The organism is Bradyrhizobium sp. CB82 (assembly GCF_029714405.1).
Lineage (GTDB): Bacteria > Pseudomonadota > Alphaproteobacteria > Rhizobiales > Xanthobacteraceae > Bradyrhizobium.
In genome coordinates this window covers 565,777-591,807 of the sequence record NZ_CP121651.1, presented here as the reverse complement: position 1 = coordinate 591,807, position 26,031 = coordinate 565,777, and the positions used below count along the sequence as shown (strand labels likewise).

Sequence of the window (26,031 nt, the reverse complement as noted above, 5' to 3'; positions counted from 1 at the left end):
GCGATCCGCCGACCCTTGTCGAAATGCTGAAGGAACGGTTGCTCGTCGTTCAGGAGATATCGGCCGCGCAATCGCGCAACCTTGTGAACCGTCAGCTTGGCGGTGGAGCGGATTTCGAGATTCAGAGGATCGAACGGGAGATTGCGGCGACAGGCGCCTCGCATGGGCTCGGAGGCGCTCGAGCAGGCGCGCGAGCGCTTGAAGAGCGCAAATGCCGGAATGGCAGCATGCGACGCTCAATGCGCCGCGCTGGAACGACGCCTTGAAGATCTTGATACGTGGATTGCGACCGGCAAGTGAGACGATCGATGGATACGATGGAAGCAGAGAACGCAACGCTCTATGATTTACTGGGGCGGCACTGGAGTGTAGGCGCACCCGTTACGAACGTGGTGTTCGACGCTGCAGGAGAAGCAGTCGCGTTCGCGCTTGCCGATGGCTCTCTGGCCATCGCTCCGCTGATCGATAGTGAGCCGCCGAAAGATCGCTGTCGGATAGCGCTGGACGGGGGCCGGTCGACGATCTCGCCGCGGCGGAATCCGGTGCCACCGTTGACGAAAGTCGTAATCAGCGATTCTTCGCTTCATCTCGCCTCGATCGAGCCTTCGGGCTTCATCGCAAGTGATCGGAGCCAGTTGCTGCATGTGTCCGCAGCCGGTGTTAGGCGAGAAGCTGCAAAGTTCGGAACTCCAATCGATCTCGTCGCTTCGGTGAATGCCGGCGGTGTTCTGGCTGCTTCCGGCGGGGCGGTCATCTACTATGATTCCAATGGCGACGTCGGATGGCTCCAGGAACGTGCGGGTGGAAGTTCGTCCGCGATGGCCGTATCGCCGGATGGTCGGAGCTTCGCGATAGGAACTGACGGCTGCCTGCTTGTTCGAGCCTTCGGACCGAGACCCGAGCCGGTTGCTTCATTCGCGTTAGGCGCAGTTTCGATCCTGTCGTGGAGCCCCGACGGAAGCTGGTTGGCGACGTCCCTCGCGGAGGCGGGCATCGTGTTGCTGCGCCTTTCCGATCTGCGGACGGTTCGGATTTGCAGCTATCCCGCGAGTGTTACGTCTCTTTCGTGGAGTGCGGACTCCCGCTTCCTCGTGACGAGCGGGGCCTATCGAATCATCGCATGGGACGCTTTCAGTCTCGACGACGGTGGCGAACAGCCGACGAGCCTCGGCACGGGCTGCGGCGGGTTCGTCCTCGTCGAAACGGTGAACATGCACCCGGGGCGTCGGTTGGTCGCGGCAGGATATAGCGACGGCAGAGTCGTTGTCGCCAGGATTGGAGAACCCGACGAACTCGTCGTTAAACCGCCGGGCCGGAGTGCCGTCCAAGCCCTCCGATGGTCCGACGATGGCCAGCATCTTGCGGTCGGAACGCGAGGCGGTGAAGCGGCGATCGTGACGTTTCCGCCGCAAATCTTCAAGTAAAGGCGAGCAGGGCGAACAGCCTTGCCGCGAACTCCAGGAGAGAATTCATGACAGTCATCGAAGCGTCAAACCAAGCCGCAAGCAAGGATCAGTTCTTCAAAGAGCTGGCGGAACTCTCTGAGCGCATGATCTCCGCGCACGGAAAAGAGTTCTCGATGGGCGCCTTGGTGCTGGCAGCGAGGTTCATCGCCGAAAATAGGCCCTTCGAGCGAAGCGCGACAACGCAGTGACGCTCGTCTTTCGGTAGTCTCGCCATCCAGATACTAACCAAGCCGGACTGGATCGGTCGCAAGAAGGCCCGCAGCGCGGCGCTGTGGGCGGAGAAGGGTGGCTTCGGCACCACGATCATCGAAAGCAGATTCGTGGAGGGCACGAAGCGCTCGGCGGACGAACCTGGCCTGGCGCTCGTCGGAGTGGACAATCTTGCGGCTCGACGTGCCGCGGCGAATTCGAACTTCGACCTCGTGCTTGATGCCGGCCTCGGCGCCACGCCCCCGAGATCTTCGACATCCGCATCCACGGCTTTCCCGGTACGCGCTCGCCGGAGCAGGCGTGGCCCGAACCAGACATCCAACCGGAAACGCCCCTCGACGCGTGCTTGCAGGAACTCGTCGATGCCGGCCGCATCGATCGCTGCGGTGCCATCACCATCGCTGGCCGTAGTCTCGGAGTACCTTCGACCGCGGTTGCCGCCGCCGTTCAGGTGGCACAGGCTTGCCGGGCCGTGTGCGACGGCGGCTTCTTCGATCTGGCCGACGCGCCGCTAGTGTCCTGAACCAGAAGTTCGCAATATCTGGTCGTGGTGTGTCGGGGCATTGTATCGGCAGAAGCGCTCGATGGAAGCCAGGATGTCATCGGCGGACTTGGTCCATCGGAACGGTTTGGGATCGGCGTTGTGTCGCTCAATGAACGAAGTGATGTCGGCCCTGAGGGCGGCGACACTGCGATAAACGCCGCGCCTGATCTTCTTGTCGGTAAGGAGCGCGAAGAAGCGCTCGACCTGAGTGAGCCATGACGAACTGGTCGGGGTCAGATGCACGTGCCAACGCGGCCTTTTAGCCAGCCATTTTCGGATCAGCGGGGTCTTGTGTGTGGCGTAGTTGTAGATGACGAGATGGACATCGAGTTCGCGTGGCACGGCGGCCTCGATCTCGTCGAGGAACTTGCGGAACTCGGCGGCACGGTGCCGTGCGTAGCACTTGCCGATGACCCGTCCGGTCGCGATGTCGAGGGCGGCGAACAGCGATGTGGTGCCGTGCCTTTTGTAGTCATGGCTCCTTCGGGCCGGCTGGCCGGGACGCATCGGCAACATCGCGCGAACGCGGCGTCGATCGCTCGACCATTCACCGCCAGATTCTCCGCTTCGGCATCACCATGCCGAAAGACCTGACCTGAGTGCAGTTGCAGCACTGGCTGCACGCCGTCGCTGACCTCCATGGTCAGATACGACCTGTCTTAGCCGACTTCACTGGAAACGACCGCGAAAGCAGTCGCAAAGTTCGCCCCCTATGCCGAATGGTGGCGAAATGGCGCGCCCGACACGATTCGAACGTGTGACCTTTGCCTTCGGAGCAAGATAACGTACCAGTCCGAAAAGTGCGATAGGGCACGCTATTCTACGCTATCCAGCTGACGCAACTGGATATTCTCAGCAACTCAAGCGACGTTCCTATCCGAAAACACGCACCGATTTTCTCCCGCCTGCTTACGTCCTGCTTACGCGCGCGAGAGGTGCCCGGAATGAAGGAACGTTATGGTCAAGATCACCAAGAGGGTTGTCGAGGCGGCGGAAGCCCGAGAGAAGGATTACCTCATCTGGGACGACGAACTGCCGGGCTTCGGATTCCGGGTGTTTAGTTCCGGAAAGCGTAGCTACGTGATCCAATATCGAACGAGAGGTCGATCACGCCGCTACACAATTGGACTGCACGGAGCCTGGGCACCGGAGACTGCACGCCGAGAGGCAAAGATGCAACTCGGCCGGGTCGCCGGGGGTGATGATCCCGTCGAAGATCGCCAGCTCGATCACAGGGCTATCACCGTGAAGGAGCTCTGCATCCGCTATCTTGCCGATCTGAAGGCTGGACTCATCCTGGGAAAAGGAGGGCGCCCGAAGAAGCCCTCAACCATCGTCACAGACACCGGTCGCATCGAACGTCACATTGTTCCGCTCATAGGGACCCGGCGGGTTAAGGACCTCACCAAGACCGACATCAACAAAGTCCTCAAGGACATCATGGCGGGAAAGACGCGGGTTTCGGTCAAGACCAAGAAGCTGCGCGGAAAGGCTATTGTCCGAGGCGGCGCTGGAACGGCGACGCGCACCGTGGGTCTTCTCGGCGGCATCCTCACCTACGCCGTCGAAGCAGGAATCATCGAGAACAACCCGGCCCATGGCGTGCGCAAGCCAAAAGACAACGTCCGCAAGCGTCGTCTCTCGGAGGCAGAGTACCGAATATTGGGTGGGATGCTCCGTGACGTCGCCAAAGACGAGAAATACACCACGATCGCGGACATCACTCGCCAGCTTGCGCTGACCGGCTGCCGGCGGAGCGAGATGATCGGCTTGAAATGGACGGAGGCCGACACGGAGGCGAGCTGCTTGCGGTTGGAGGACAGTAAGGAGGGTGAATCCATCCGGCCCATTGGGTTGTCGGTCGTCGAATATCTTGAGCGACGGCACACCGATGATGTCGGCACATACGTTTTTCAGGGGCAGGGTGAGGATAACGCGTTCGGCAGCTTCCCGAACCATTGGAAGCATCTCTTCGAGGACTCCCCGCTATCTGACATTACTCCCCACGTCCTACGTCATAGCTTCGCGAGCATCGCCAACGATCTCATCGCGGCTTTGGTTGGCCATGCCAAGGGTTCAGTAACGAGCAAATACATCCACACGTTGGATACGGCGCTCATTATGGCCGCAGATACGATCTCGGGCTACATTCAAGGGCTCCTTGACGGCATTGAATTCAAGCAGACCGCCTACGCGTTGGACCGCGATTCACGAAAAGCTGCTCTGGCTCGCTTCCTAAAGAGGGCTTCGGGCGGTGACCCAGACGAGGTCGCAGAGAAGCATAGCCTGGCTGCATAATCCCGGGCCGCAAATCAGGTTCGCGTTTGACGCCCGCTACGGGCGAAAGGGCGCAAGCGCAGACGTCGCGGGTGGCGCGACCAACACCATCCCTACCGTGCCGCTTTTCAGTGCGCGCTGGGGTAGGGTTTACCCCTCGCAACGGCTGGAGACGACGACGGCGATAGCGCGCGACCGAGAGCGCCAGTTGCACGGTCTCGCACCGGATGATGCGGCCAAGCGCGTCGCATGCGAAGCTCCAGCCCCCATCGCGGTTGATGTAGGACGCCGCCCAATAGCCGACGCAAGGCGTAGCTCGGATCGACGTTTGCGGGTCCGTGAGTGCTGTCAGCCGATCCCCGTCGACGTCTCGCAAGGATCGCGCTGGCTGCTCTACTTCGGCGGTGGATGACACTGCACGCTCCCTCTGGTCAGCGCTGCATTTGTAAATTCATCATCTCGCCATGTGCCATCATGTTCTCATTCAGGTTGGCCATGATCACGAGAGAGCCCGCGAGGACGAGGAATACGATGAGCACGCCGAAGGCGAGCGCCAGGACATTGTGGGTGCTGTCCGGTCCCGTCGTGATGTGAAGAAAGAACACCAGGTGCACGCCCATCTGAGCGATGGCAAGGACAGCGAGGCCGGCCGGCACGCCGGGAGCCCAGATCGCCGTGGTGTTTGCCACCCAGAAGGATGTGGCCGTCAGGATCGCCGCCAGCAGTAGGCCGATCGTGTACACGAGCAAGCCCGAAGATGCGCTTTGCTCTGAAGCCGGAATCGCTGGCCGATCCCCCGGTGCAACATCCCAACGCGTATCGGTCATGGCAGGACTCCCATCAGGTAGACAATCGTGAAGATCAGGACCCAGATGATGTCGAGCGCGTGCCAGAACAGGGAGAAGCAGTGCAAGCGGCGCACCACGACCTGCTGGAAACCCCTTAGCGACAGCTGGATCATCATGAGAACCAGCCAGCCAAGCCCGGCCGCGACATGCAACCCGTGGCAGCCGACCAGCGTGAAGAAGGCGGACAGAAACGCGCTGCGTTGCGGGGCTGCGCCCAGCGCAATCATGTCCTGGAATTCGCGAAGCTCGAGATTGAGAAACGCCGCACCCAGGAGCAGCGTCACCACTGCACCGAAGAAGGTGCCGAGAGTGTGCCGGGAATTGATAGCGAGCGACATCAGCCCGCAGCTGTAGCTGGAGAGCAGCAAAAAAGCGGTCTCCATCGCGGCGGTGCGCAGATTGAACAACTGCGCACCGGCTGGACCTCCCGCAGTGGCTTTTGCGAGCACGGCATAGGCGGCAAAGAGCGCTGAGAACATCACGATGTCGCTCAGCAGGAAGATCCAAAATCCAAAGCCGGCGACGATTCGCTTGGGTGCGGGACCCGCTTCACTGACGTTTAGCAGTTCGCCCTTGCGGACAGCATCTGCCTCAACCAGGACATTCATAGCGATACCTCCACCGAATGCGTCCGGTCGAACCGACCGAGCTGCTCTGCCGGGATCTCGACCTCATCCTCTGTGCGGAACATGAAGGCAAGCCACGTCACGGCCGCACCGAGAAGTCCGACGCCGGTCATCCACCAGATGTGCCAGATCAGGGCGAAGCCGGCGATCGTTGCGAAGAACGCGGTGACGAAACCGGCGGGACTGTTCTTAGGCACTTCGATTGGAGCGTATTCGTGCCGCTGACCGGGCAGCTCCTGCTTCGCCAGAACGCGCTCTTTTTTTGCCCAGAAGGCGTCGATCTCGCCGACGCGAGGCAGGATCGCAAAATTCCAGGCCGGCGGCGGCGATGCGGTCGCCCATTCCAGGGTGCGGCCGTTCCAGGGATCGCCGGTCGTGTCGCGGAGCTGTTCACGGTGGCGAATGGACACCACGAGCTGGACGACCTGACAGATGATACCGGCCATCACGATGACCGCGCCCGCCTCGGCGACCAACAGCCAGGGCTGCCAAGCCAGCACATCATAGTGCTGCAGGCGGCGGGTCATGCCCATCAGCCCGGTCACGTAGAGCGGCATGAAGGCGAGATGGAAGCCGATGAACCAGCACCAGAACGCGGCTTTGCCCCAGCGCTCATCCAGCTTGAAGCCGAATGCCTTGGGAAACCAGTAATTGTAGCCGGCGATGGCTCCGAACAGGACGCCCGGGACGATGACGTGATGGAAATGGGCGATCAGGAAGACACTGTTGTGCACCTGCCAATCGACCGCCGGCAGGGCCAGCAGAACTCCGGTCAGGCCGCCGAACACGAACGTCACCATGAAGCCGATCGTCCAAAGCACCGGAACCGTGAATCGGACACGACCGCCGTACATCGTGAACAGCCAGTTGAAGACTTTGACGCCCGTCGGCACCCCGATGATCATGCTGGTGATGCCGAAGAAAGCGTTCACACTCGCACTTGCGCCCATCGTGAAGAAGTGATGCAGCCAAACGGTGTAGGAGAGCACGCAAATCGCCAAGGTCGCGCCGACCATCGACCGGTAACCGAACAGCGGCTTGCCGGAGAATGTCGCGCTCACCTCCGAATAGATGCCAAACGCCGGCAGCACCAGGATGTAGACTTCGGGGTGACCCCAGACCCAGAACAGGTTCACATACATCATCGCGTTGCCGCCGGCATCCAGCGTAAAGAAGTGAAAGCCGAGGTAACGGTCGAGCAACAGCATTGCGAACAGTGCGGTGAGCACCGGAAACGCAGCCACGATCAGGAGATTCGAGGCGAGCGCAGTCCAGCAGAAAACCGGCATGCGCATGTAGCTCATTCCCGGCGCCCGCATCTTCAGGATGGTGGTGACGAAATTCACCCCGCTTAACAAAGTCCCGAGGCCCGAGATTTGGAGGGACCAGAGGTAGTAGTCGACGCCGACGCCCGGCGAGAACTGCAGCTCGCTGAGCGGCGGGTAGGCGACCCAGCCGGTCTTTGCGAACTCACCGACGAAGAGCGAGACGTTGATTAGCAGGATTCCCGTCGCCGTCAGCCAAAGGCTCACGGAATTCATCGTGGGGAACGCCACATCGCGAACGCCGAGCTGCAACGGCACGGCAAAATTCATCAGGCCGATCACCAGCGGCATCGCCACGAAGAAGATCATGATCGTGCCGTGCGCCGAGAAAATCTGGTCGAAATGCTCGGGCGGTAGATATCCCTGCGCACCGCCGGCCGCCACGGCCTGCTGCGTGCGCATCATGATTCCGTCCGCGAAGCCGCGCACAAGCATGATCAGCGCAAATACGAGATACATGACGCCGATGCGCTTGTGGTCGACCGACGTGATCCATTCCCGCCAGAGATACGGCCAGTATCCCTTGACGGTGACCCATGCGAGACCGGCCAGGATGACGGCGCCAACGCTCCCCACCGTGCCCATGATGATCGGTTCATGAAAGGGGATAGCGGCCCAGTCGAGTTTGCCCAATAGGTTCATCGTTCTGCCCTCATGGATTTTGGATAAGCGACACAGAGACCCGCGGCCGATTGCATTGCGGCACTCTGAATGTCGGCGAACAGGCCGGTGGCGACCGACCGATAGGTAAAGGGCGCAACCGCCCTGCTCGGCTTGACCAGCGCGGCATAAGCCTGCACGTCGAGCACCGGGCCGGCGCTCCGCGTCGAAGCCGTCCATTGCGCAAAGCTGTCGGGCGCCACCGCGTCGACCTTGAAGACCATGTCGGAGAAACCCGCGCCGCTGTAATTCGCCGACATCCCCCGGTACGTGCCGGAATAGTCGGCCCGCAGGTTCAGGCGCGTCACCATTCCAGCCATGGTGTAGATCTGGCCGGCGAGCTGCGGCACGAAGAAACTGTTCATGACGCCTGAGGACGTCAGCTCGAAACTGACCGGCGTGCCGACCGGGATCGTCAGATGATTGACGCTGGCGATGCCTTGCTCCGGGTAGATGAACAGCCATTTCCAGTCGAGTGAGACGACTTGAATCTTGAGAGGCTTGGCGGTGGATGCAATCGGCTTGGGCGGATCGAGATCGTATGCACCGATCCAGGCCACGGTGCCGACAAGCAGCACGGTCATCAGCGGGATCGACCAGACGAGCATCTCGATACGGCCGGAATAAATGAAATCCGGTCGATAGCGCGCCCGCTCATTCGATGCACGGAACCAGAAGGCAACGCCAAGCGTCCCAAGGGCCACCGGGATCACTATCGCAAGCATGATGCCGGTCGCGTTGAACAGAATTTGCCGCTCGGCCAGGGTAATGGGTCCCTTTGGATCCAGCACACCACCGTCGCAGCCACCGAGCGTCGCGGCGACCAGCAGGACAACCGTAAGCAAACCGAGTCGCATATCAGGCCTCCCGAATCTTGAAGGTGCACGCGTTGTGCGCGGCGTTCGGCTGTCGCGCGGCAGACGGGGACGCGCCCGCTCGGTCATCATGAGACGGGCGCCTCGGCGTGAATGTACTGCCGCCGTGATCGGCCAGAAGGGTCGCAAACAGCAGGAACAGATAGGCGATGGAGAAGACGAACAGCCCGTGAGCCGCGCGACGATCGGTTTCAGCGCTCCGGCTCAGTCGAACTGCAAGCAGCAAGAAAAGCGCGCCGCAGATCGCGACGATCACACCATAGATCGCGCCGGCAAATCCGAGCACCCAGGGTAGTTCCGAGGCGAGAACAAGCAGGCTGCTGTAGATTAGGATCTGCCGCGTTGTTGCGCTCCGTCCTGCGACGACCGGCAGCATGGGAACGCCAGCACGTGCATAATCATCGGTGCGATTGAGCGCGAGAGCCCAGAAATGCGGCGGTGTCCAAAGGAAGATGATGAGGAAAAGCGCCAGCGGCTCGAGCCCGATCTGCCCGGTCGCCGCGGCCCATCCGATCACGGGTGGCAGCGCGCCGGCGGCACCGCCGATGACGATGTTCTGTCGCGTTACCCGTTTCAGCCAGGCCGTGTACACGACGACATAGAAGAGGATCGAGCCGGCCAGCGACGCGGCCGCCGTAAGGTTTGTCGCCAGGGAGAGAGTCGCGACTGCGATGGCGCCAAGGACGAGTCCAAAGACAAGCGCCTCGGCTTTCGAGACTTTGCCACGGGGAATTGGCCGCATTGCGGTGCGAGCCATCACTGCGTCGATATCGGCGTCGTACCACATGTTCAGTGCACCGGCGGCGCCAGCGCCGGTTGCGATTGCTAGAATTGCGATCAATCCGGCGAGTGGTTCGAGGCGTACCGGTGCGATCATCAATCCGACGAACGCGGTGAACAGCGCGAGCGCCATAACGCGCGGCTTGGCCAAGCTGATGAAATGGGGCAGTCGCTCCACCCAGCCCGACCGCGAAGTGAGCCGATGGCGCGATATCGAAATCGCGATGCTGTTCATGCTGGGCTCCTCAAGCAGAAAGCTGACCTGTGACACCGCTGCCGTCCCATCACCGGGGCTTTGCGGCTCTCCCGATAGCTAAGCTGATCGGCTGCAGGAGCGTGAGTGAAGGCTGGCAAATCCCGGCAAATCGTTCCTAATGATGCAGGCATTGCCGCGGCCTGGGGGGAAGGAATGGGAAGAGGGATGGTGATTGCCAAGCCGAGACCAATCCGGCCACTCTGTGCGTTGGTAGTGTGATGCGATTCAGCGATGATTAATTGAGTGCTTGCAATTCAGCCCGGCATTGCTCGCTGAACGCCCGCAGCGGATTGACGGCGTCGCTGCTCATCAGGTCACGCAAATCTGAAAAGTTCTTGTTTGGAATCGAATAGGTATCCAGGATCAAAAGGACGACGGCCTCGGCTTTCTCGATCACGGCAGCAGTCGATAAGACACGCATCCGGCTGACGAGCGCGTAGACGCTGACCAGTGCGGAGACTTCGGCCTTATCGTGCACCAGCGCGTCCGCGTAGAGCTTCGATGCCTCGTTGATGAACTGCTTGTACAGTTTTTGCCGCCGCGACTTTTCGCCTGACAGCCGCCTGGCGCGGTCCTGATGGTGCGCTGACGCGAGTGAAGTAAGGCCGCCGATCGCCGATCCCGCCAACGCCGAGAATGCAGGGATGAAGACGCTATTCATGGCGCAAGCAACCGCTCAACGGTCGGACGCAGGAGCAGCGACCGGCTGCTCGGGGATCAATCGCGAACTGCGTTGGCCGGTGAAATACGACCAGAGCCACTGGCGCTGCACGCGCAGCCGGTTCTGAAGTTGCGGCAGGGCGAGGATGTGAACGAAAGCCCACACCAGCCACGTCAGCAACCCGCTTGTGCGCAACCGGCCGCGCTCCAGCACAGCGTAGTTCTTGCCTACAACGGCCATATTGCCCTTGTCGAAATAGCGGAACGGGCGTTTGACCTTTCGTCCCTTCAGTTCCTTTGCGATCAGCCGCCCGACATAGCGTCCTTCCTGGATCGCCGCCTGCGCCACGCCGGGCACCGGGTGCTCGTTTTGCATGACCGACGCCGCGTCGCCCACGACGAACACGCCACGTGTATCCCCGACCCTCAGGAAGGGATCGACGAGCGCGCGCCCTGCGCGGTCGGTCTTGGTGCAGAGCATCTTTGGAATAGGCGATGCCGCAACGCCGGCGGTCCACAGCACAGTGGCGCTGCGGACCCGCCTTCCGCTGGCGATCACGCCCTCCGCATCGACGGTCTCGACCTTCACTCCGGTCAAGACCTTCACGCCCAGCTTCGTGAGCCGTCGGGTCACCCTGCGGGACAGCGACTCGGCAAAGTTCGGCAGAACCCGCTGGCCTGCGTCGAGCAGAATGATGCTGGCCTGTGCCGGGTCGATGCGGCGGAAATTCGCGCGCAGCGTGACCTTCACCATTTGCGCCAGCGAAGCCGCGAGTTCCACGCCCGTGGGGCCTCCGCCGACCAGCACGAAGGTCATCTGCCGCGCGCGTTCATCTTCGTCCTCGGTCGTTGCGGCGAGTTCGAACGCGCCCAGGATTTTGGCCCGGATGGTCTCGGCGTCGCTGAGGCTCTTGAGGCTTGGCGCATGCCGCGCGAACTCGTCGTGCCCGAAGTAGCTCGGGCGCATGCCGGTCGCGACCACCAGATAGTCGAATGCGATCTTTCGGACGCCCAGACCTGGCAAGGACGCCTCGACCGTGCGGGAAGCAACCTCGACGTTGGTAATCTCCGCCAGCAACACGCTCAGGTTTCGTTGCTTCGCCTCGAGCTGTCGGATTGGTGCGGCGATCTCCGCGGGCGAGAGTAACGCCGTCGCGACCTGGTAGAGCAACGGTTGAAAGATATGGTGGTTGCGGCGGTCGATCAGGACTACATCGACATCGGCGTGCCGGAGCGCGCGCGCCGCTGCGATGCCGGCAAAGCCGCCACCGACGATGATGACGCGCTTGTGCTCCCGGTGGGGAATCCTGACAAGGGCGGCTGCGTCGTCGGACCGGGCCTCAGCCATCGTCGCGCTCATTGATTACCTCGTTCGTACCCTTTGTCATTGAGGGCCTCAGCAAGCACAGGGCTCCGATGACGAACGTGACCACGGTCAAGATGTTCTTCATGGGAGACTCCGATGCATGTCTCGTTTCGCGGGACCATTATGTTCTTACCGCTCCAACCACTCGGGTTTGCTCGAACCTCGCGGCACCAGCACCGTCCTGAATGCTGGGGGCGTCCGCGATAGCATCGTCTCGGTTATTCCTTGATACGTGCCCAGCGGGGTTTCCTCGGTGAACAGATCGGGAGCCACGTCGGCGTGCTCATCAGACGACCCGGCAGTCACTCGCGCATAGTCCTTGTCGAAAAGGCCAAGCGAATACAGCCACAGCAATGTCCGGGTCAGTGAAACAGTGACCTGATAGCTGCCGCCTTCGACCGCACGGCGGCGCAGCGCCGATAGAATGCCGACCGTGCCAAGCCAGCCCACCACATTGTCGCAAATCGGGATGATGGGTGGCGATTTTGGACCTGTGGGCGTGCCCTCGATGCAGAACAACCCCGATACGGCCCCGCCGATCTCATCAAATCCGACGCGGTCCTTCCAGGGGCCTTTGTCACCGTGGAGAAGGACCTCTGCATGGATGAGCCCTGGCTTCCTGGCGCAGAGCTCTTCCGCGTCGAGGCCGTTGCGCTTCAGATAGCCCGGCCGCTTGTTGGCGAAGAAGACGTCGGCATCTTTCAGCAGACGATCGAATTTCGCCAGATCCTCCTTCGAGTAATCCAGGATCGTTGAGCGCATGCCGACCTGGACGTCCCAGGCGAAAGCCTCAATCTCGGTGTCGTCGGGCCGCCAGATGTTGAGGACATCGGCCCCGTGTTGAGCGAGGTCTCTGCCCATTGCGGCCCCGGCAATCACATGCCCCATTCCGAATGCGCGAATGCCGTCCAGCGGGCTCTTTGCATTCTTCTTGAAAGGCACTGGATCGCTATCGCCGATCTTTTCGACCGAGATCAGCGGCATCCTGGAAAGGACTTCGGTGTATTGAAGCTCTTTCCTGAATTCTTCGAAAGTGCGCACCATGGCGATAGGAAGCCCGGCCTCGGCAGCAGCGTTCTCCAGATCCTGGGCATGCCATTGCAGAATGGCGTTCCGCACAGACTCGGGGTTGGAACTGCACCTGAGAAGATTGAGCGCGCGGGCGGCTAACCTGGGGTAGATGTTGAGGGGGACGACGTACCGCCCATCGCGAGTTTCGCGAAACATGGGAATGCTGATGAACGGGTTCAGGGGCTCGTAGAGGGCCGGGGGCCGTCCATTGATGGTTTCCCATTTCAGATCAAAGAAGCCGGCGAAGCGCCGGAGCGCCTTGCGGACATCCACGGCAATATCCTGTTCCTCGCCCGTTCGGGTTTGCCACAGCGCCGCAATAGCGACGGCTTTGGCGGCCAGACCGATCGCGGCCATCGTGCCGAAGCGAAACGGGCTGGGAATGATCGGGTCGCTGCCGTAGAAGGTGAGTTTGCCGCCGCTGTCCGAGGTCGACATTCCGACGTCTTTGAGGACGTCGTTGACCGCGCCGTGATAGCCGAAGTCCGAGCTGGTCGCCGGATTGGCGAGCTTCGATACGATCGTCTCTGTGAGCAGATCCGGCTTGAGCTCTTTTGTCGCTTTGATGGTCGTCGAGACGTTCATGTGTAAATTCCTTCGCGTTTGTAGGTCTGCGGGCTGCCTGCAGCGGATCGTTACTCGGCTGCGACCGTATGCGTGGCGGCCGTCTCCGCCTGCTTGCGCAATTCGATAAGGCCGAGCAGAACTTCGTCCCGTTCTGCCTCCAGCGACTCGATGGTGCGCGACCCGGCCTCGGCGTGAAGGCCGTCGACGAGCTTCTTCTGGAGCTCGGGTGTCAGCGTCGGCGATCCCAGAACCTTCCACCAGGCCGTCATGGGTCCGGAGAACTGCTTCAGCATATGTTCGATACCGCCGGGGCCGCCGCCCAAATGATTGAGCATCACCTGGCCCATGATGCCCCAGCGCAAGCCAGGCCCCCAGGAGAGCGCTGTGTCGACATCGGCGACGCTGATGACGCCTTCGTCGACGAGATAATAGACCTCCCGCGCAAGCGCGGCCTGCAGCCGGTTGGCGACGTGCCCCGGCATTTCCTTGTTGATGCGCACTGTCCGCTGCCCGATCGATGTGTAAAATTCCACCGCGCGCCGGATCGTCGCTTCCGAGGTCTTTGCGCCGCCGACGATTTCGGTCAACGGGATCAGATGCGGCGGATTGAACGGATGCCCGATGACGCAGCGCTCGGGATGGGACGCGGCGCCCTTCTGGATTTCGCTCATGGTGAGCCCCGACGAGCTCGATGCGATAATCACGTCGGGCGGCAGCAGCTCGTCGAGCTGTCCGTAAAGCTTCTGCTTGAAATCAATCCGCTCGGGCCCGTTTTCCTGGACGAGGTCGGCGTTCGTCAAGGCTTCGGCAAGATCGGTGGTGAACTTCAGCTTTGACTGTGACGCGCCGGCCGAGAGACCGAGGCGGGTAAGTGCCGGCCAGGCGCGTGCCACGAATTCCCTGAGCCTCGCTTCTGCGTTGGGCGCGGGGTCAGTCGCCACGACGTCCAGTCCCTTGGCGAGGAAAAGGGCCGCCCAGCTCGCACCGATGACACCGGTGCCGACGATGGCAATGCGGCGAATGGGTTGGTTGCTCGACATGGTGTGATTCTCCTGCTCGGTTTTTCAGATTTCGGCGTAGGCGATGCCGGTGAGATTGCCCTGGGCGTAGAGGAAGTTGCGCTCGTTCTTGCCATCGAGATCGGCGGAATAGACCGAGCCGGCGAAGTCGGTGACGAACATCCGGTTGCCGGGCACGTCGAGCGCGATGCCGATACCCTCCATCAAATGCGTGACCACGATCTCCGGGTCAGCCTTAGTGTCGACCGGCACACGATTGACGGTATTGCCGCGCGGAGGATCGCCGCGGTCGGTCCAATAGAGAACGCGGTTCGCCAGATCGAGCTCGAGGTCGATCGGTTCCGGGAGACGATCGAACAGAACTTCGATGTCGGTGCGGTTCGCCGGGGTCTCGCCGGCGGGAATGTCGATGTTGGCGCGGAGGATGCGACCCTGGCCGCCGTTGTCGGGACCCTTTTGCGTCCAGTAGATATGCCGCCGTTCCGGATCGACGGTGATGCCGACGCACCAGCGGGATTGATCGGCTCGGACCTTGTCACCGCGGCCGGTTTCGACCAGCGTTTCGACCTGCGAGCCGTCGAGGTTGGCGCGCATAACGCGCATGCCTTCACGATCGCACCAATAGAGCTTCCTGCCCTCCCTATCGAGGTGCATCTGCTTCGGCGTGTACGTCGCGCCTTGTGGAATGATGACCTTGCGATTGCCGCCATCGAGATCCGCGCGCTCGATCGAGCCATCGTTGAGATGTGGAATGCCCATGTTGGTCCAATAGATATGGCCAGCCTCCGAATCCACGACGATGCCGTCGGGGTAACGGCAATTCGTGACGATGGTCTTGCGGTCGGAGCCATCGGGATTCATCGCGTGAATGCGATCCCCACTCAGTTCGAGAACGAACAGTCGGCCGGAGCGGGCGACGCCCGATGAGGTCTTTGACTTGGTTGCTTCACGTGTCGTCATGATTTTTCCTTTGGCGTCACGGTTGAGCCGACATCTATTGACACAGGGGTTAGCCTCTGCGGAGTAAAGCCCTGCAAATCGCGCCAAGTTGCTGCTAAGGTGCGCGGTCGCTTTCCAGACTGCGCGCGTCAACGGCGCGACCGCATCGGTGAGCACTGCTGGCCGACATCGCTCGATTTGCGCGAACCAAATGACCGAGTCAGTGTGAGCTTGACCGCGATCGGAGTGCGGCGAGTACGGCAGCCGGCCGAATTGGAAGATCGCGCAAGCGAATCCCGGCGGCGGCAAAAATGGCATTGCCGATGGCGGGCGCGACGACCGTCGTGCCCGGCTCGCCGAGACCGACCGGAGCCTCGGTGCTCTCGATGAATTCGATGTCGAGCTCCGGCACGTCACCGATGCGCAGCGGCGTGTAGCTGTGGAAATTCGTGTCTTTCACCTGGCCGTTGCGGAACTCGGTTCCCTCGTGAAGCGCCATGCTCAGGCCCCACAAGGCGCCGCCTTCGACTTGCGCGAGCGCTCCGTCTGGATGAACAAGCGTACCCGCATCGACGACGATGGTGAGCTTTTCGACCGAGACAGCGCCGCTGTTGCGGTCGACGCGAACGCGTGCGACGCAGGCGGTCCATGTGGGCATTGAGCGTGCCTGACCGAAGGTGGTGGCGACGCCAAGTCCGGTGCCCGCCGGCATGGCAATGCCCCATCCGGCCTTTTCAGCAGCTCGCCTGAGCACGGCTGCCTGACGCTTCGCTCCGCCTGTTGCGCTGGGCGCTGCCCCGGCATTGCGGCCGGCGCCGTCCAGTAGCCCTATGCGGAACGCGACGGCGTCCGCGCCAGTCATCCGCGCCACCTCGTCCATGAAGCTCTCGATCGCCCAGTTGGTCCAGCCGGGACTCACCGCTCGCAGATAGCCAGGACGAAACGCGGTGTTGGCAAGGTCGTTGGAGAGAGCGCGGACACGTTGCGCACCCACGCTGTACCAATGGTCGGCGCCGTCGATGGCAAATGGATCATAGGGGGTCCCATCAGCTGTCTTCGGCAAGTCGGCCGGCGCCGCATAGACGGCGGTCGGCCAGCCGGCCGACGCATGATGCTCCATCGCCGTCACTTTGCCCTGCGCATCGAATGCCAGCCGCAATTTCTGGATCGACGGCGATCGAAACGAATCGAAGCGCATGTCGTCCGGGCGTGTCAGCACCAGCTTCACGGGCTTGCCAAGAGTCTTGGCGGCAAGCGCGGCGGGGACCGCATAATCGGTATTGAGCCGGCGCCCGAACGCCCCACCCATCGGATAGGTGCGCATGATGATGCGCTCCTGAGGCAGGCCGAGCGCTTGCGCGAGCACGGGCAGGATCGTGGTCTGCGCCTGGCTGCCGGTATGAATCTCGAAGCGGCCGTCCTTCTCGAAGGCGAGCGCGTTCACCGGCTCGAGCTGGGCATGAAGAACGCTGCCGGTGGTGTATGTCCGCTCGATCGTGGACGCAGCTGCGCGAAAGGCCAAATCGACCTTAGTGTCGTCAACCACAAGCGCTCCCCCGCGTGGCGCGGCGATCTGCATGGCGCCGTAGTCGAGGATGTCTTGCTCCGACACCTGCGCGGGATCGCCCGCGGACCAGTCGACCTTGACAAGGTCGGCGGCGCGGATCGCCGCCGGATAGGACGTCGCGCACACGACGACCCAACCGGGCACTGTATTGGAGGGATCCTCCAGCACCAGGCTCGCGATATATCCCTTGACCCGCTTCGCCGCCGCGTCGTCGACGGCGCGGACCACCGAACCGTATCGCGTCGGAGGAAGTTTTGGCCGGGCATAGACCATGCCCGCGACCGCAGCATCGATACCGTAACGCGCCGTACCATTGATCTTCGCCGGGATGTCCAGCGCATCGGTCTTTTTTCCGATCAGCTGCCGCTTCGAGGGCGACTTGATCGGCAGCTCCGCGAGTTCTTCCGGCGTGAATTTGCGCGTCGGCTCCCCGCGACTGATGATCTCACCGTAGGAGATGGATCGATTTGCGGCGAACACGGCGCCCTGGCGCGCGACACATTGCGACGGGCTCGCTCCGAGCAGCCTTGCTCCGGCCTCGACAAGGGCGATGCGGCCCGCGGCACCCGCGCGGCTGTAGACCGGGAAATCGAGCCACACCGACTTGCTGCCGCCCGTAACCATAACGCCCCACTTCGGATCGGCGTCGACCATCGAGATGCGCACATTGCCCCATTCAACCTCGAGCTCGTCAGCGAGGATGCGCGCGATGGCCGTGCCGATATGCTGGCCCATTTCCGCGCGGGCGATGTTCACGGTCACGATGCCATTGCGGTCGACGTTGTACCAAATGGTGGGCTCAAAGGCGGCCGACTCCAGCGCCGTCGCTTTTCCTGGCGCGAAAGCGAAGGTGGCGGCGGTGCCGGTCAGGCCGATCAAGAACATGCGGCGCGAAAGCGCGCTCTGATTGTCTGGCTCAGTCATCGCTCGCAACCTTCCTTGATTGGGCGGCGGCTTGTTTGATCGCGTCGCGGATGCGGACATAGGTCATGCATCGGCACAGATTTCCGGCCATGACGACATCGATGTCCTGATCGGTCGGAGACGGAAAGTCCTTGATGAGCGATGCCGCCTGCATGATCTGGCCCGACTGGCAGTAGCCGCATTGAGGAACCTGAAGGTCGGCCCACGCCTCTTGCACTGGATGCCGGTTCTCGGGATCAAGGCCCTCGATGGTGGTGACCTCTGCGCCGGCCACGCTGGCAAGCGGCGTTATGCACGAGCGCGTGGGTCGGCCGCCGACGTGGACCGTGCAGGCGCCGCACATCCCGATTCCGCAGCCGAACTTCGTGCCGGTGAGGCCGATGTCGTCGCGGATCACCCACAACAAGGGCGTGTCCTCCTCGGCGTCGACCGTTACCGCGCGGCCATTGATGTGAAATGTGGTCATGTTCGGTCTCCGATCGTTCAATTGGCCTTACTGTTGTGCCGGCGGATCTCTGCGATCCTCGCCGCGAGATCCGGCCAGGGCGGCAGGCTCGTGCGCGTCCGCCGCAGGTACGCGGCGATGCGGGCGATTTCGGTATCGCTGAATGCGCCGGCGAAGGCAGGCATCACGACACCGGGCATTCCCGCCTCGGAGCCGATGCCTTGCAGGATGACTTGGATCAGATTGCTCGGGTCGGAAAGATGCACGGCGCTGTTGAGCGCCAGATCGGGCCGCGCGGCGAGCGGCGCGTTGGTTGCGTTGTAGTGACAGGACGCGCAAGCTGCGGCGTAGAGCCGCGCGTCGGGATCGAACGGCGCGCCCTGCTTGGCCACTGCGCTGGACATCGCAAGGCTCACCGCGCCGGAGACGTATGGCAGCCGGTCCGCCGCCTTGTCGAGATCGGCGAAATAGGTCGCGAGCGCGCGTATGTCGGAGTCCGGCAGCGCACCAAGCCCCTGCACAACGGGGTACATCGGTCCGGCGGCGGTTCCATGCAGTTTGCTCGTGCCCGTGCGCAGGTAGTCGTAGAGTTCTTCGTGCGTCCAGGCCGGCGCGGGATTTGCAGCCGTTAACGGCGGCGCGACCCAGTTGTCGATCACCGCGCCGCCATAAGCGTTGCCGGATATCTCCGCTCCCAGCAGGTTGCGCGGTGTATGGCAGGCGCCGCAGTGGCTCAAGCCGAGCGCGAGGTAGGCGCCGCGATTCCACTCCGCGCTCTTCTCGGCATCCGGCTCGAAACGGCCTGGCCTGAAGAACAGCAATTTCCATCCTGCCTGCAGGTAGCGGATGTTGAACGGAAACGGGATGCCGTTCTGCTGCCGTGCGGCATGAACCGGAGGTCTGGTCATGAAGTAGGCGTAGAGCGCGCGCACGTCATCGTCGGAGAGTTTGGTGAAATGGTCGTAGGAGAACACCGGAAGGAGATGCGAGCCGTCACGCGAGACGCCTTCATGCATGGCGCGTCTGAAGGCTGCCTCCGACCAACTGCCTATGCCGGTCTCCGGATCAGGGGTGATGTTGGTCGAATAGATCGCGCCGAACGGAGTTTCCATCGCATAACCGCCGGCGAACTTCTCGCCGCCTTTTGCGGTGTGACACGCCGCGCAATAGCCCCCGCCTGCGAGTGCTTCGCCTCTGACGATCAGTTCCGGTGCGAAGCTGCCCGCAGCCGGCCGCACCACCGGAGCGATGGCCGGCCGCCATGCCAGCGCGCCAAAACCTGCAAGCCCGAGACATCCGAGTGTAACGGTCGCGATGAGCAGCTTCTTGAACACGACGACCTCCTGGGGCCTTTCTTGCGTTCAGGGCGCGCGCCCGAATCTCCAATAGGCGATCAAGGCAGCGGCGAGCGCGAACAGCACGCATATGACGGCGTCGTTTCCCGCCAACATGCTCAATCCGTGGGGATGCGCATGTGGCGCGAGTGATTCATGTGCTTGCGCCGGCATGCTCGACGCGGCAAGAAGAAGCGCCATGATTCTCGTCATCGGACCACTCGATCGGGCGTGGGTAGGATTCGATGCAGCGAATCGGTCCCAAGCATGGCGGAGTTTTCGACCACCACCTCGCTGATCTGAATGATCGGCGTCACGTCGGTGAAGTTGCGTATGTCTCCCTGGATCTCGCGGGCATGCGGTGCAAACGCCGACTGGTATTCGTCGAGCGAGTCACACAGCAGGTGGCACATCGCAACATATGCGCTGGGAGATTTCCCATCCCTGTCCACGAGCCCCTTGTCGATGGCGTAGTATTTCAAGGCGGCACCCATCCTGCTCTTGATGAGCGGAAGGTGTTTAGTGCGGTAATAATCGTGGTCAAACCGCACATCCGGTTGGTATGGATATATGACGCTAACCTTGATCAACGCTTCCTCCTGGAAATTGTGACGTGCGCGGTTTGCCTCATCGCGAGATCAGTGATTACACGAGCGGAGTCGATTGCGTGAATGAAGACTTCCAAAGAACGGCAAATCGGTGCGAAGCGACATCGATCGCGCCGATGCCCGAGACGAAGGGCGTGCGATCGATCGTCATGTCGGCATTGCAACGCCGGACGCTTCGCGTAGACCAATTGCGGATCCGACTTCGTTGGCGATCGCCGCGATGGCATGCGCCTGCTTGACGGCACGGCGCGTGGGACGATTGGCGACATTCGTCCGCGCGAGTTCGAGCGCGCGCCGCCAATCGTTGCCGCTGCCGGCATAGAACTCAGCGGCGTGGTCTGCGAAGGCGAGTAGATACCTCCCGAGAAGCTGATCGAAGCCGACCCGTGCGGCATCGAGCTGTCTCTCGGCCTCTTCGAACCTGCCTTGCGCCATCAGCACGTCGGCAAGACGCCAGCGGACCTCCGGATCGCGGCTCGAAAGCGCGGGCAAAAGTAACGCTTCCGCCTCGACGTTGCGACCTTGACTCGTGTAGATCTCTGCCAGGTGCACCCGCGCCTTCACATAGCCCGGCAGGTAGGCAATTGCGCGTCGATACCAGAGCGCGGCGAGGTTGGGGTCCGGCTCGGGCACGAGCTCTCCCCACAGCATGCCGAGCTGAAAGCAGACCCACGCCAGCGGGAACGGTGAAACGTCGTCGTACGAGGACAACGCCTGCCGATAGATAGCGTCCGCCTCGGCGAAGCGCTCGAAATCGGCAAGCAAGGCGCCGAGCGGCACCAGGTCTTCGAGCCGGCCGCTCGCCGCCGCGATTCGGCGTCGCGCGGCAAGTACCGCATCGAGCTCCACGCCACAGGCCTGATCGATGCTCAAGACGTGGCGTTCGATCTCCTCACGCGGCCCGCCCAACGACGCGGCCCGCGCGAGGTGGTTTCGTGCATTGGTAAAGCGATGCACGGTTGAAGCCACCTCGGCGTAAATGAGCGCCGAGCGGAACGAGTCGTCCACGCATGCGAATTGCGAGGCCAGTCCCTCCAGGCGGTCGAGCGCGTCCAAGTCGCCGAGATATTGCGCCATCAGATTCTCGGTGTAGACAATCACCTCCGCAGCGCCCGGCAGGCGCGGGTCTCGCGCAAAACGCGCCCATGCACCGCGGCGCGCGCTTTCCAGGTTGATCGCGGCGATTTCTCCGTCGGTTGCGAGTGGAGCGGGCTGGTCAAGTTCCATGAATCGGGACTCCAAAACGCGATTTCAGACTTTCGAGACCGGTCCTGAGCAGCGGCGACACTATTCTCCTCACGGCAGCGTCGGTTTGATTGTTGGCCAGGAATTGAACGCGCCAAACGACGGTGCAGCCGCTGCCGTTCGGCGTGACTTCGAGAATGCCAGCGTAATGGGAGGCGGGGATACCGGCGATGTTGGTGTAGCGAAAGAACCGCTTCGCGTTGTCGATGGCTTCGAGACGTTCGACCATTTCCTTGCCATCGACCGTTCCGATCGTGCGGAGCTGACCGGTTCCTGTACCGGTCAAGCTTACTTTCGCAACCAGCGGATGCCAGGCTCCGCCGAACTGTCCGATCAACGACCACACCTCTTCGGGCGCCGCTGGAAGCTCGACAGATTCGGCGATGATCTGCAATTCCGTGTTCGGCGTGGCCAAGTACGGAAAAACTTTCATGCCGGGTTTCGTTGCCCCGGTCGCGCCGCCGAGGAGGAACTCCCGATCGTGGTTGACGAGCCAGGTGAGCAGGATGTCGATCGAGTTTGCGTCGACTGTGCGGCCTCCTCCCGTCTGATAGGACCGGCCGTCTATTGTGCTCTTCTCGATCTCGAGGTGGCTTTCGTCGGTAATAGGCTTGGCTACATCGAACAGCAGAAAATCGTCGAGGAAGACGTTCGCGTTGGCGGCGAGGGCTTCCGGCGTCCAATCCGCCTTGCCGTCGCGCATATCCCAGTCGGCGAAGCTGTCCTTCAGGCGCTGCAGGAACAGCGGCTGCAGCTCCTTGGAGATCGCGAACGGCGTCTGCTGATTCCACAGGTCGCGTATGTCGTCTACCCCGAACAGCGCCGGGTTGTTGAGCCGTATGTTCGTCTGCTCGGGGCGCCCGATCCAGTCGATGCGTGCCGGAGGGTGTCCGATGGGGCCGGGCGGTTCCGTGGGGACTGTTTCGGCGATCGCGCCGAACAACGAGCCTTTATCCGGATCGAGCACGCGGCGTGTATCGAATTCGACGACCATGCAGAGCACGTTGTTGTGCTGCAGCAGATTGGGAACCTTCTTGAGCGTCGCGGCGATCCAGGCGAGATAGAACGGGTCGGATCGCAGCCCCGCGAATACGCGGACATCGCCCTCCGATGCCGTCGTTCCCTGTTCGTCGTTCACCGTGACCGGCAGTTCGCGGGCGTCCGGCAGAGTACAGATGCCGCGCTGCGTCACTTTTCCCGTGGCATCGCGCTCCAGCAAGTTGAAACGGAAGCTGAAGTGAATCTCGTCATCCGCAGGCTGAAATTTCGCGGCGTTGCCAATGCCAGCAACGGTTACGCGCCGAACGGCGATCCTGTACTCGATGACGTTCGAGAAGGCCGCACCTTCGCCGGCTGAGGGGAAAACACACAGGGCGAGGACGGTGCGCGCCGGATCCTTCGGACTCGTGAACGCGAACAGGTCGGTGATGTCGGCAGGCGGATCGCCGATCTGGCGCGGACCGTCTACATGATCGGACATCGTCAGCCTCCGGTTGGGTTCGCGAGCCAGTTCAATGCGGACAGGCTCGGCATGAAGAAGTATTCGCCGCCCTTGAGCACGTTGAACGTTTGGATGCCGTGAATGCGTCGCCGGACCGGCTCCTTCGGAATCGTGAAGGTCGCGCCGTCCTCCTGCCGTCCGATGATCGGATCGCGCTCGTCGCCGGCGCCGATGAAATCGCCCTCGTTGATCCACTCTTGTTGCAGAAATTCGATGGTGGCCATCGCTTTGGCGCTGATGAACAGGAATATGCTGCCGCGCGACACCTCATCGTCTGCTTCGGACAGCGCGTGCGGATCGTATGGGAGTCCATAGGTCGTGCCGCGCCTGATGAGGCGGTGGATATTGACGTCGGTCAGGCGGGTGAGCTTCGTATCCCGCGGGTTCATGCGCCGGATGTGGGCGCCGAAGGGCACCTGCCGGCCGCGCGGATCGTTCGCATAATCGAAGTCGTTGTTCCGCTGCGGGTCCGCGCCAATCGCGGGGTTATCTTTGTCCGGCGCCAGCGTCAGCGGCGCGCCACTGCGCCAACGGCCGACCAGCTTCGCGGCGAGCAGTTCCCGCTCTTCCTCGGTGCTGCCGTTGTCGCGGAGGAATCGATTGAATGCGCCGATGCGCGCCTGATATTTGCGGAAGCCCACATAGGTGCCGTTGCGGCCGAGAATGTCCGGATGCGGCATCGGCAGGGGGCCCCCGGCCTCACCCGGATATCCAAGGATGAACTCGCCGGCCTTGATCCGCCGTCCATAGGCCGGCGGAAGCTCGATGCCGCTGCCCTCGATCGCCGGCTGGTCGATGCCGTCCTTGTAACCCAGCGCATTGAGGTCGCCCGGCTGGGCGCCGAAGTCCTGCATGCCTAAAACGCTGACGCCCGAAAAGCCCTCGTATTGCTCGCGAGCAATGGCGAGGGCGCGCCGCCGCTTTTCCTCCGAATCGGTGAATACGCTCACGCCGATATGAACTTGACCTGTGCCGAACGGCTTGTCCCAATTCTTCGGATCGTTGACACCGTCGTCCCCCAGTTGCCGGGCTCGGGCTGCCATCCCGACGCGGAACGCCTCGGGGAAGCTCTGCAGCGACTCCTGGGAAAGTCCGAGAGCTTCGAGGCCCGCATAGCTGATCCCGACGTCCAGCCAGGCATTGGCTGCGATCCGCGAGTCTGCGGCAGAATCGACATACGGTGTCAGCCGGCGGAGAAACGCGCGGCCCGCTTGAGCATCGTCGATGCGCAAGAGCACGTGGGTGCCAAAGTATGGTGCTGGCCTCGGTCTAAGCACGGTCGCCTGTATTTCGTGCAACTCGAGGGTCGGCGCGCTCGCCGAACGATTCTCACCGACGGCTTCTTTTGCGGAAAACATGCTTGCCTCCTTTTTTGGTCCGGGCCGATTTTGGCCCGGACCTCGGGCTACGATTGGCCGCTGCGGCTACCCGACCTTGTCGAGCAGTTCCTCGACGGCGCCGCCAACCTTTTCGAGCCGTCGGGTCTCCGCCACTGTCAGGTTCGGATTTGCGACGTACCAGCCTTCTGCCGGGACCTGGTACTTAGCGATCCAGTCTTTCACTGTGGGGGCGCGAAACCCCGGAAACTCCTCGAGTTCGGAGAACAGCAGATCCAGCTCGTCAGGAATCTTCGTTGCGAACTCGTCGAGATAGCTGTCCCACGAATTGCCATCGTAGGCGGTGGCGAAGAGCAGCTTCGTGTCATTGTCCAGGAACACAAAACGCATGTCGTGGACGGTGAGCACCTTCTCCGCGCTGAAGTTGGCTTCCAGCGCCCGCAGCAGGCCGCGAAGTCGCTTCGCTCCGCCTGGCACGAAGTTGAAGATCAGGGTGAGCTCCGAGACCTTACCTTGACGAAGGCCGACCCGGCCGGCGCTCTCATATCGCAATCCCCCCGCCAACTGCTCCTTGAGCGATGGGATCGAGTTCTCCAGCGCGGTTTTCCCCCTCGGCGAGTCGGCGTAAAGCTGCCGGAGCACCTGAATCTTCTGGTCGATGGTCTGGCCCTGTTGCGGTCTGGTCAGTGTTTGCTTTGTCATATCCGTTCTCCTTTTCGTGTGTTTGGTTTGGTGTGGTGGGTTTGCTCAGGCGAGCTTGTCGAGAAAACCTTCGACCGCCTTACCCGTGCGCTTCACGCGTGCGGTCTCCGCCACCGTCAGATCCGGATGAGCGACAAACCAGCCTTCAGCGGGGATCTGGTGTGCGACGATCCAATCCTTCACCTTTGGACTCCGAATTCCCGGCCAGCCTTCGGCGGCGGAGAAAATGATGTCCATTTCATCGGGGATCTTGGTCGCGAAGTCCTCGATATAGGGATCCCACAGGCCGTCGTAGGCAGTGGCGAAGAGAAGCTTCGTGTCGTTGTCCAGGAAGACGAAACGCATGTTATGGAGAGTGCCGACCTTCGCTCCCGCGCTGAAGTTGCCATTCAGCAGCTGCAGCAGCGAGCGCAGCCGCTGTGCTCCACCGGGGGCGAACGGGCTGATGAGAGTCAACTCCGAGACCTTGCCGAGGCGTACTCCGATCCGGCCAGCACTTTCTGCATGGGATGTTTGCGCCTCCGAGCCCAGCGACTTCAGCGAGGGGAGTGTATTCTTCAGCGCCGTTTTCACGTACTCCGGCGCATCGGCGTAGATCTGCTGCACCTGCTGGATCTTTGTCTCGACAGTCTGGTCATGCTGCGGTCTGGTCGGTGTTTGAGTTGCCATGGCTGTATTATCCTTTCGATGCTCTTCGATTCGTGCGTTACGAAAATACTGTTGGCCTCACCGGCCGATTGGCGCACGGCTGCGGGGTTGAGTTGCCATCGTGGGACGTCGTGCCCGCGATCGGCTTCTAATTGGCCCGCACACGTTCCCGACGCCAGTAAAGCTCGGCAAATCGCGCCAAATCGCTGCTAATGAGAAGGCGAGCTGGCT

Annotated in this window: 23 protein-coding genes and 2 pseudogenes; 5 read left to right on the top strand and 20 right to left on the bottom strand. The window is 62.0% G+C overall.

Annotation, left to right across the window (positions count from 1 at the left end; all coding sequences use genetic code 11):
• The first annotated feature begins 162 nt into the window (after positions 1-162).
• The 4 genes from QA640_RS46720 to QA640_RS46705 all read left to right on the top strand — a co-directional run bounded on the left by QA640_RS46720 (position 163) and on the right by QA640_RS46705 (position 2,199).
• Positions 163-300 carry a hypothetical protein gene (locus QA640_RS46720; RefSeq protein WP_283043261.1) on the top strand — a complete coding sequence of 46 codons (138 nt, stop codon included), beginning with the start codon at positions 163-165 and terminating at the stop codon, positions 298-300.
• A gap of 8 nt (positions 301-308) precedes the next feature.
• Positions 309-1,424, top strand: coding sequence for a WD40 repeat domain-containing protein (locus tag QA640_RS46715; protein WP_283043260.1), 1,116 nt, complete (start codon positions 309-311; stop codon positions 1,422-1,424).
• 47 nt (positions 1,425-1,471) lie between these two features.
• Positions 1,472-1,654: a hypothetical protein gene (locus QA640_RS46710; protein ID WP_283043259.1), complete on the top strand. Its 183-nt coding sequence runs from the start codon at positions 1,472-1,474 to the stop codon at positions 1,652-1,654.
• 368 nt (positions 1,655-2,022) lie between these two features.
• Entirely contained in the window at positions 2,023-2,199 is a 177-nt protein-coding gene (locus QA640_RS46705; protein ID WP_283043258.1) for a hypothetical protein, read from the top strand.
• Here the strand turns inward: QA640_RS46705 and QA640_RS46700 are convergent.
• A pseudogene (locus QA640_RS46700) lies at positions 2,188-2,748 on the bottom strand (IS630 family transposase); the annotation flags it as partial. The gene QA640_RS46705 and the pseudogene QA640_RS46700 overlap by 12 nt on opposite strands.
• A gap of 429 nt (positions 2,749-3,177) precedes the next feature.
• Between QA640_RS46700 and QA640_RS46695 the strand changes: the two are divergent.
• Positions 3,178-4,518 carry a tyrosine-type recombinase/integrase gene (locus QA640_RS46695; RefSeq protein ID WP_283043257.1) on the top strand — a complete coding sequence of 447 codons (1,341 nt, stop codon included), beginning with the start codon at positions 3,178-3,180 and terminating at the stop codon, positions 4,516-4,518.
• 410 nt (positions 4,519-4,928) lie between these two features.
• On the opposite strand, the gene cyoD is transcribed toward QA640_RS46695, so the two are convergent.
• The 19 genes and pseudogenes from cyoD to QA640_RS46600 all read right to left on the bottom strand — a co-directional run bounded on the left by cyoD (position 4,929) and on the right by QA640_RS46600 (position 25,821).
• On the bottom strand, positions 4,929-5,324 hold the full coding sequence (cyoD, locus tag QA640_RS46690; RefSeq protein ID WP_283043256.1) for a cytochrome o ubiquinol oxidase subunit IV: 396 nt from the start codon (positions 5,322-5,324) through the stop codon (positions 4,929-4,931).
• Positions 5,321-5,953, bottom strand: a complete 633-nt coding sequence (locus tag QA640_RS46685; RefSeq protein WP_283043255.1) for a cytochrome (ubi)quinol oxidase subunit III — start codon at positions 5,951-5,953, stop codon at positions 5,321-5,323. Before QA640_RS46685 ends, cyoD begins: the two co-directional genes overlap by 4 nt.
• Entirely contained in the window at positions 5,950-7,938 is a 1,989-nt protein-coding gene (gene cyoB, locus QA640_RS46680) for a cytochrome o ubiquinol oxidase subunit I (RefSeq protein ID WP_283043254.1), read from the bottom strand. The genes QA640_RS46685 and cyoB overlap by 4 nt, the downstream gene beginning before the upstream one ends.
• Entirely contained in the window at positions 7,935-8,813 is an 879-nt protein-coding gene (gene cyoA / locus QA640_RS46675; RefSeq protein ID WP_283043253.1) for a ubiquinol oxidase subunit II, read from the bottom strand. The genes cyoB and cyoA overlap by 4 nt, the downstream gene beginning before the upstream one ends.
• Position 8,814: 1 nt before the next feature.
• Positions 8,815-9,846: a heme o synthase gene (locus QA640_RS46670; RefSeq protein ID WP_283043252.1), complete on the bottom strand. Its 1,032-nt coding sequence runs from the start codon at positions 9,844-9,846 to the stop codon at positions 8,815-8,817.
• Between the two features lie 256 nt (positions 9,847-10,102).
• A complete protein-coding gene (locus QA640_RS46665) occupies positions 10,103-10,528 on the bottom strand; it encodes a hypothetical protein (RefSeq protein WP_283043251.1) in 426 nt (141 codons plus the stop codon).
• Positions 10,529-10,543: 15 nt separating this feature from the next.
• Positions 10,544-11,875, bottom strand: coding sequence for an NAD(P)/FAD-dependent oxidoreductase (locus tag QA640_RS46660; protein ID WP_283043250.1), 1,332 nt, complete (start codon positions 11,873-11,875; stop codon positions 10,544-10,546).
• Between the two features lie 147 nt (positions 11,876-12,022).
• A complete protein-coding gene (locus tag QA640_RS46655; protein ID WP_283043249.1) occupies positions 12,023-13,549 on the bottom strand; it encodes a CoA transferase in 1,527 nt (508 codons plus the stop codon).
• Between the two features lie 50 nt (positions 13,550-13,599).
• Positions 13,600-14,571, bottom strand: a complete 972-nt coding sequence (locus QA640_RS46650; RefSeq protein ID WP_283043248.1) for a 3-hydroxyacyl-CoA dehydrogenase NAD-binding domain-containing protein — start codon at positions 14,569-14,571, stop codon at positions 13,600-13,602.
• 24 nt (positions 14,572-14,595) lie between these two features.
• Positions 14,596-15,510, bottom strand: a complete 915-nt coding sequence (locus tag QA640_RS46645) for a 3-hydroxyacyl-CoA dehydrogenase (protein WP_283043247.1) — start codon at positions 15,508-15,510, stop codon at positions 14,596-14,598.
• A gap of 199 nt (positions 15,511-15,709) precedes the next feature.
• Positions 15,710-17,980 (bottom strand): molybdopterin cofactor-binding domain-containing protein, encoded by a 2,271-nt coding sequence (locus QA640_RS46640; protein WP_283043246.1) that lies wholly within the window; start codon positions 17,978-17,980, stop codon positions 15,710-15,712.
• Positions 17,973-18,446: a (2Fe-2S)-binding protein gene (locus tag QA640_RS46635; protein WP_283043245.1), complete on the bottom strand. Its 474-nt coding sequence runs from the start codon at positions 18,444-18,446 to the stop codon at positions 17,973-17,975. The genes QA640_RS46640 and QA640_RS46635 overlap by 8 nt, the downstream gene beginning before the upstream one ends.
• 17 nt (positions 18,447-18,463) lie before the next feature.
• A complete protein-coding gene (locus tag QA640_RS46630; protein ID WP_283043244.1) occupies positions 18,464-19,759 on the bottom strand; it encodes a cytochrome c in 1,296 nt (431 codons plus the stop codon).
• Between the two features lie 281 nt (positions 19,760-20,040).
• Positions 20,041-20,349 (bottom strand): annotated as a pseudogene (locus tag QA640_RS46625) (EthD family reductase); the annotation flags it as partial.
• A 165-nt stretch (positions 20,350-20,514) separates the two neighbouring features.
• Positions 20,515-21,423, bottom strand: coding sequence for a hypothetical protein (locus QA640_RS46620; protein WP_283043243.1), 909 nt, complete (start codon positions 21,421-21,423; stop codon positions 20,515-20,517).
• A 160-nt stretch (positions 21,424-21,583) separates the two neighbouring features.
• Positions 21,584-22,831: an SRPBCC family protein gene (locus QA640_RS46615; protein ID WP_283043242.1), complete on the bottom strand. Its 1,248-nt coding sequence runs from the start codon at positions 22,829-22,831 to the stop codon at positions 21,584-21,586.
• 263 nt (positions 22,832-23,094) lie between these two features.
• Complete coding sequence (locus QA640_RS46610; RefSeq protein ID WP_283043241.1) at positions 23,095-24,471, bottom strand: peroxidase; 1,377 nt, start codon at positions 24,469-24,471, stop codon at positions 23,095-23,097.
• A 66-nt stretch (positions 24,472-24,537) separates the two neighbouring features.
• Complete coding sequence (locus QA640_RS46605) at positions 24,538-25,152, bottom strand: hypothetical protein (RefSeq protein ID WP_283043240.1); 615 nt, start codon at positions 25,150-25,152, stop codon at positions 24,538-24,540.
• A 45-nt stretch (positions 25,153-25,197) separates the two neighbouring features.
• Complete coding sequence (locus tag QA640_RS46600; RefSeq protein ID WP_283043239.1) at positions 25,198-25,821, bottom strand: hypothetical protein; 624 nt, start codon at positions 25,819-25,821, stop codon at positions 25,198-25,200.
• Between the last annotated feature and the right edge of the window lie 210 nt (positions 25,822-26,031).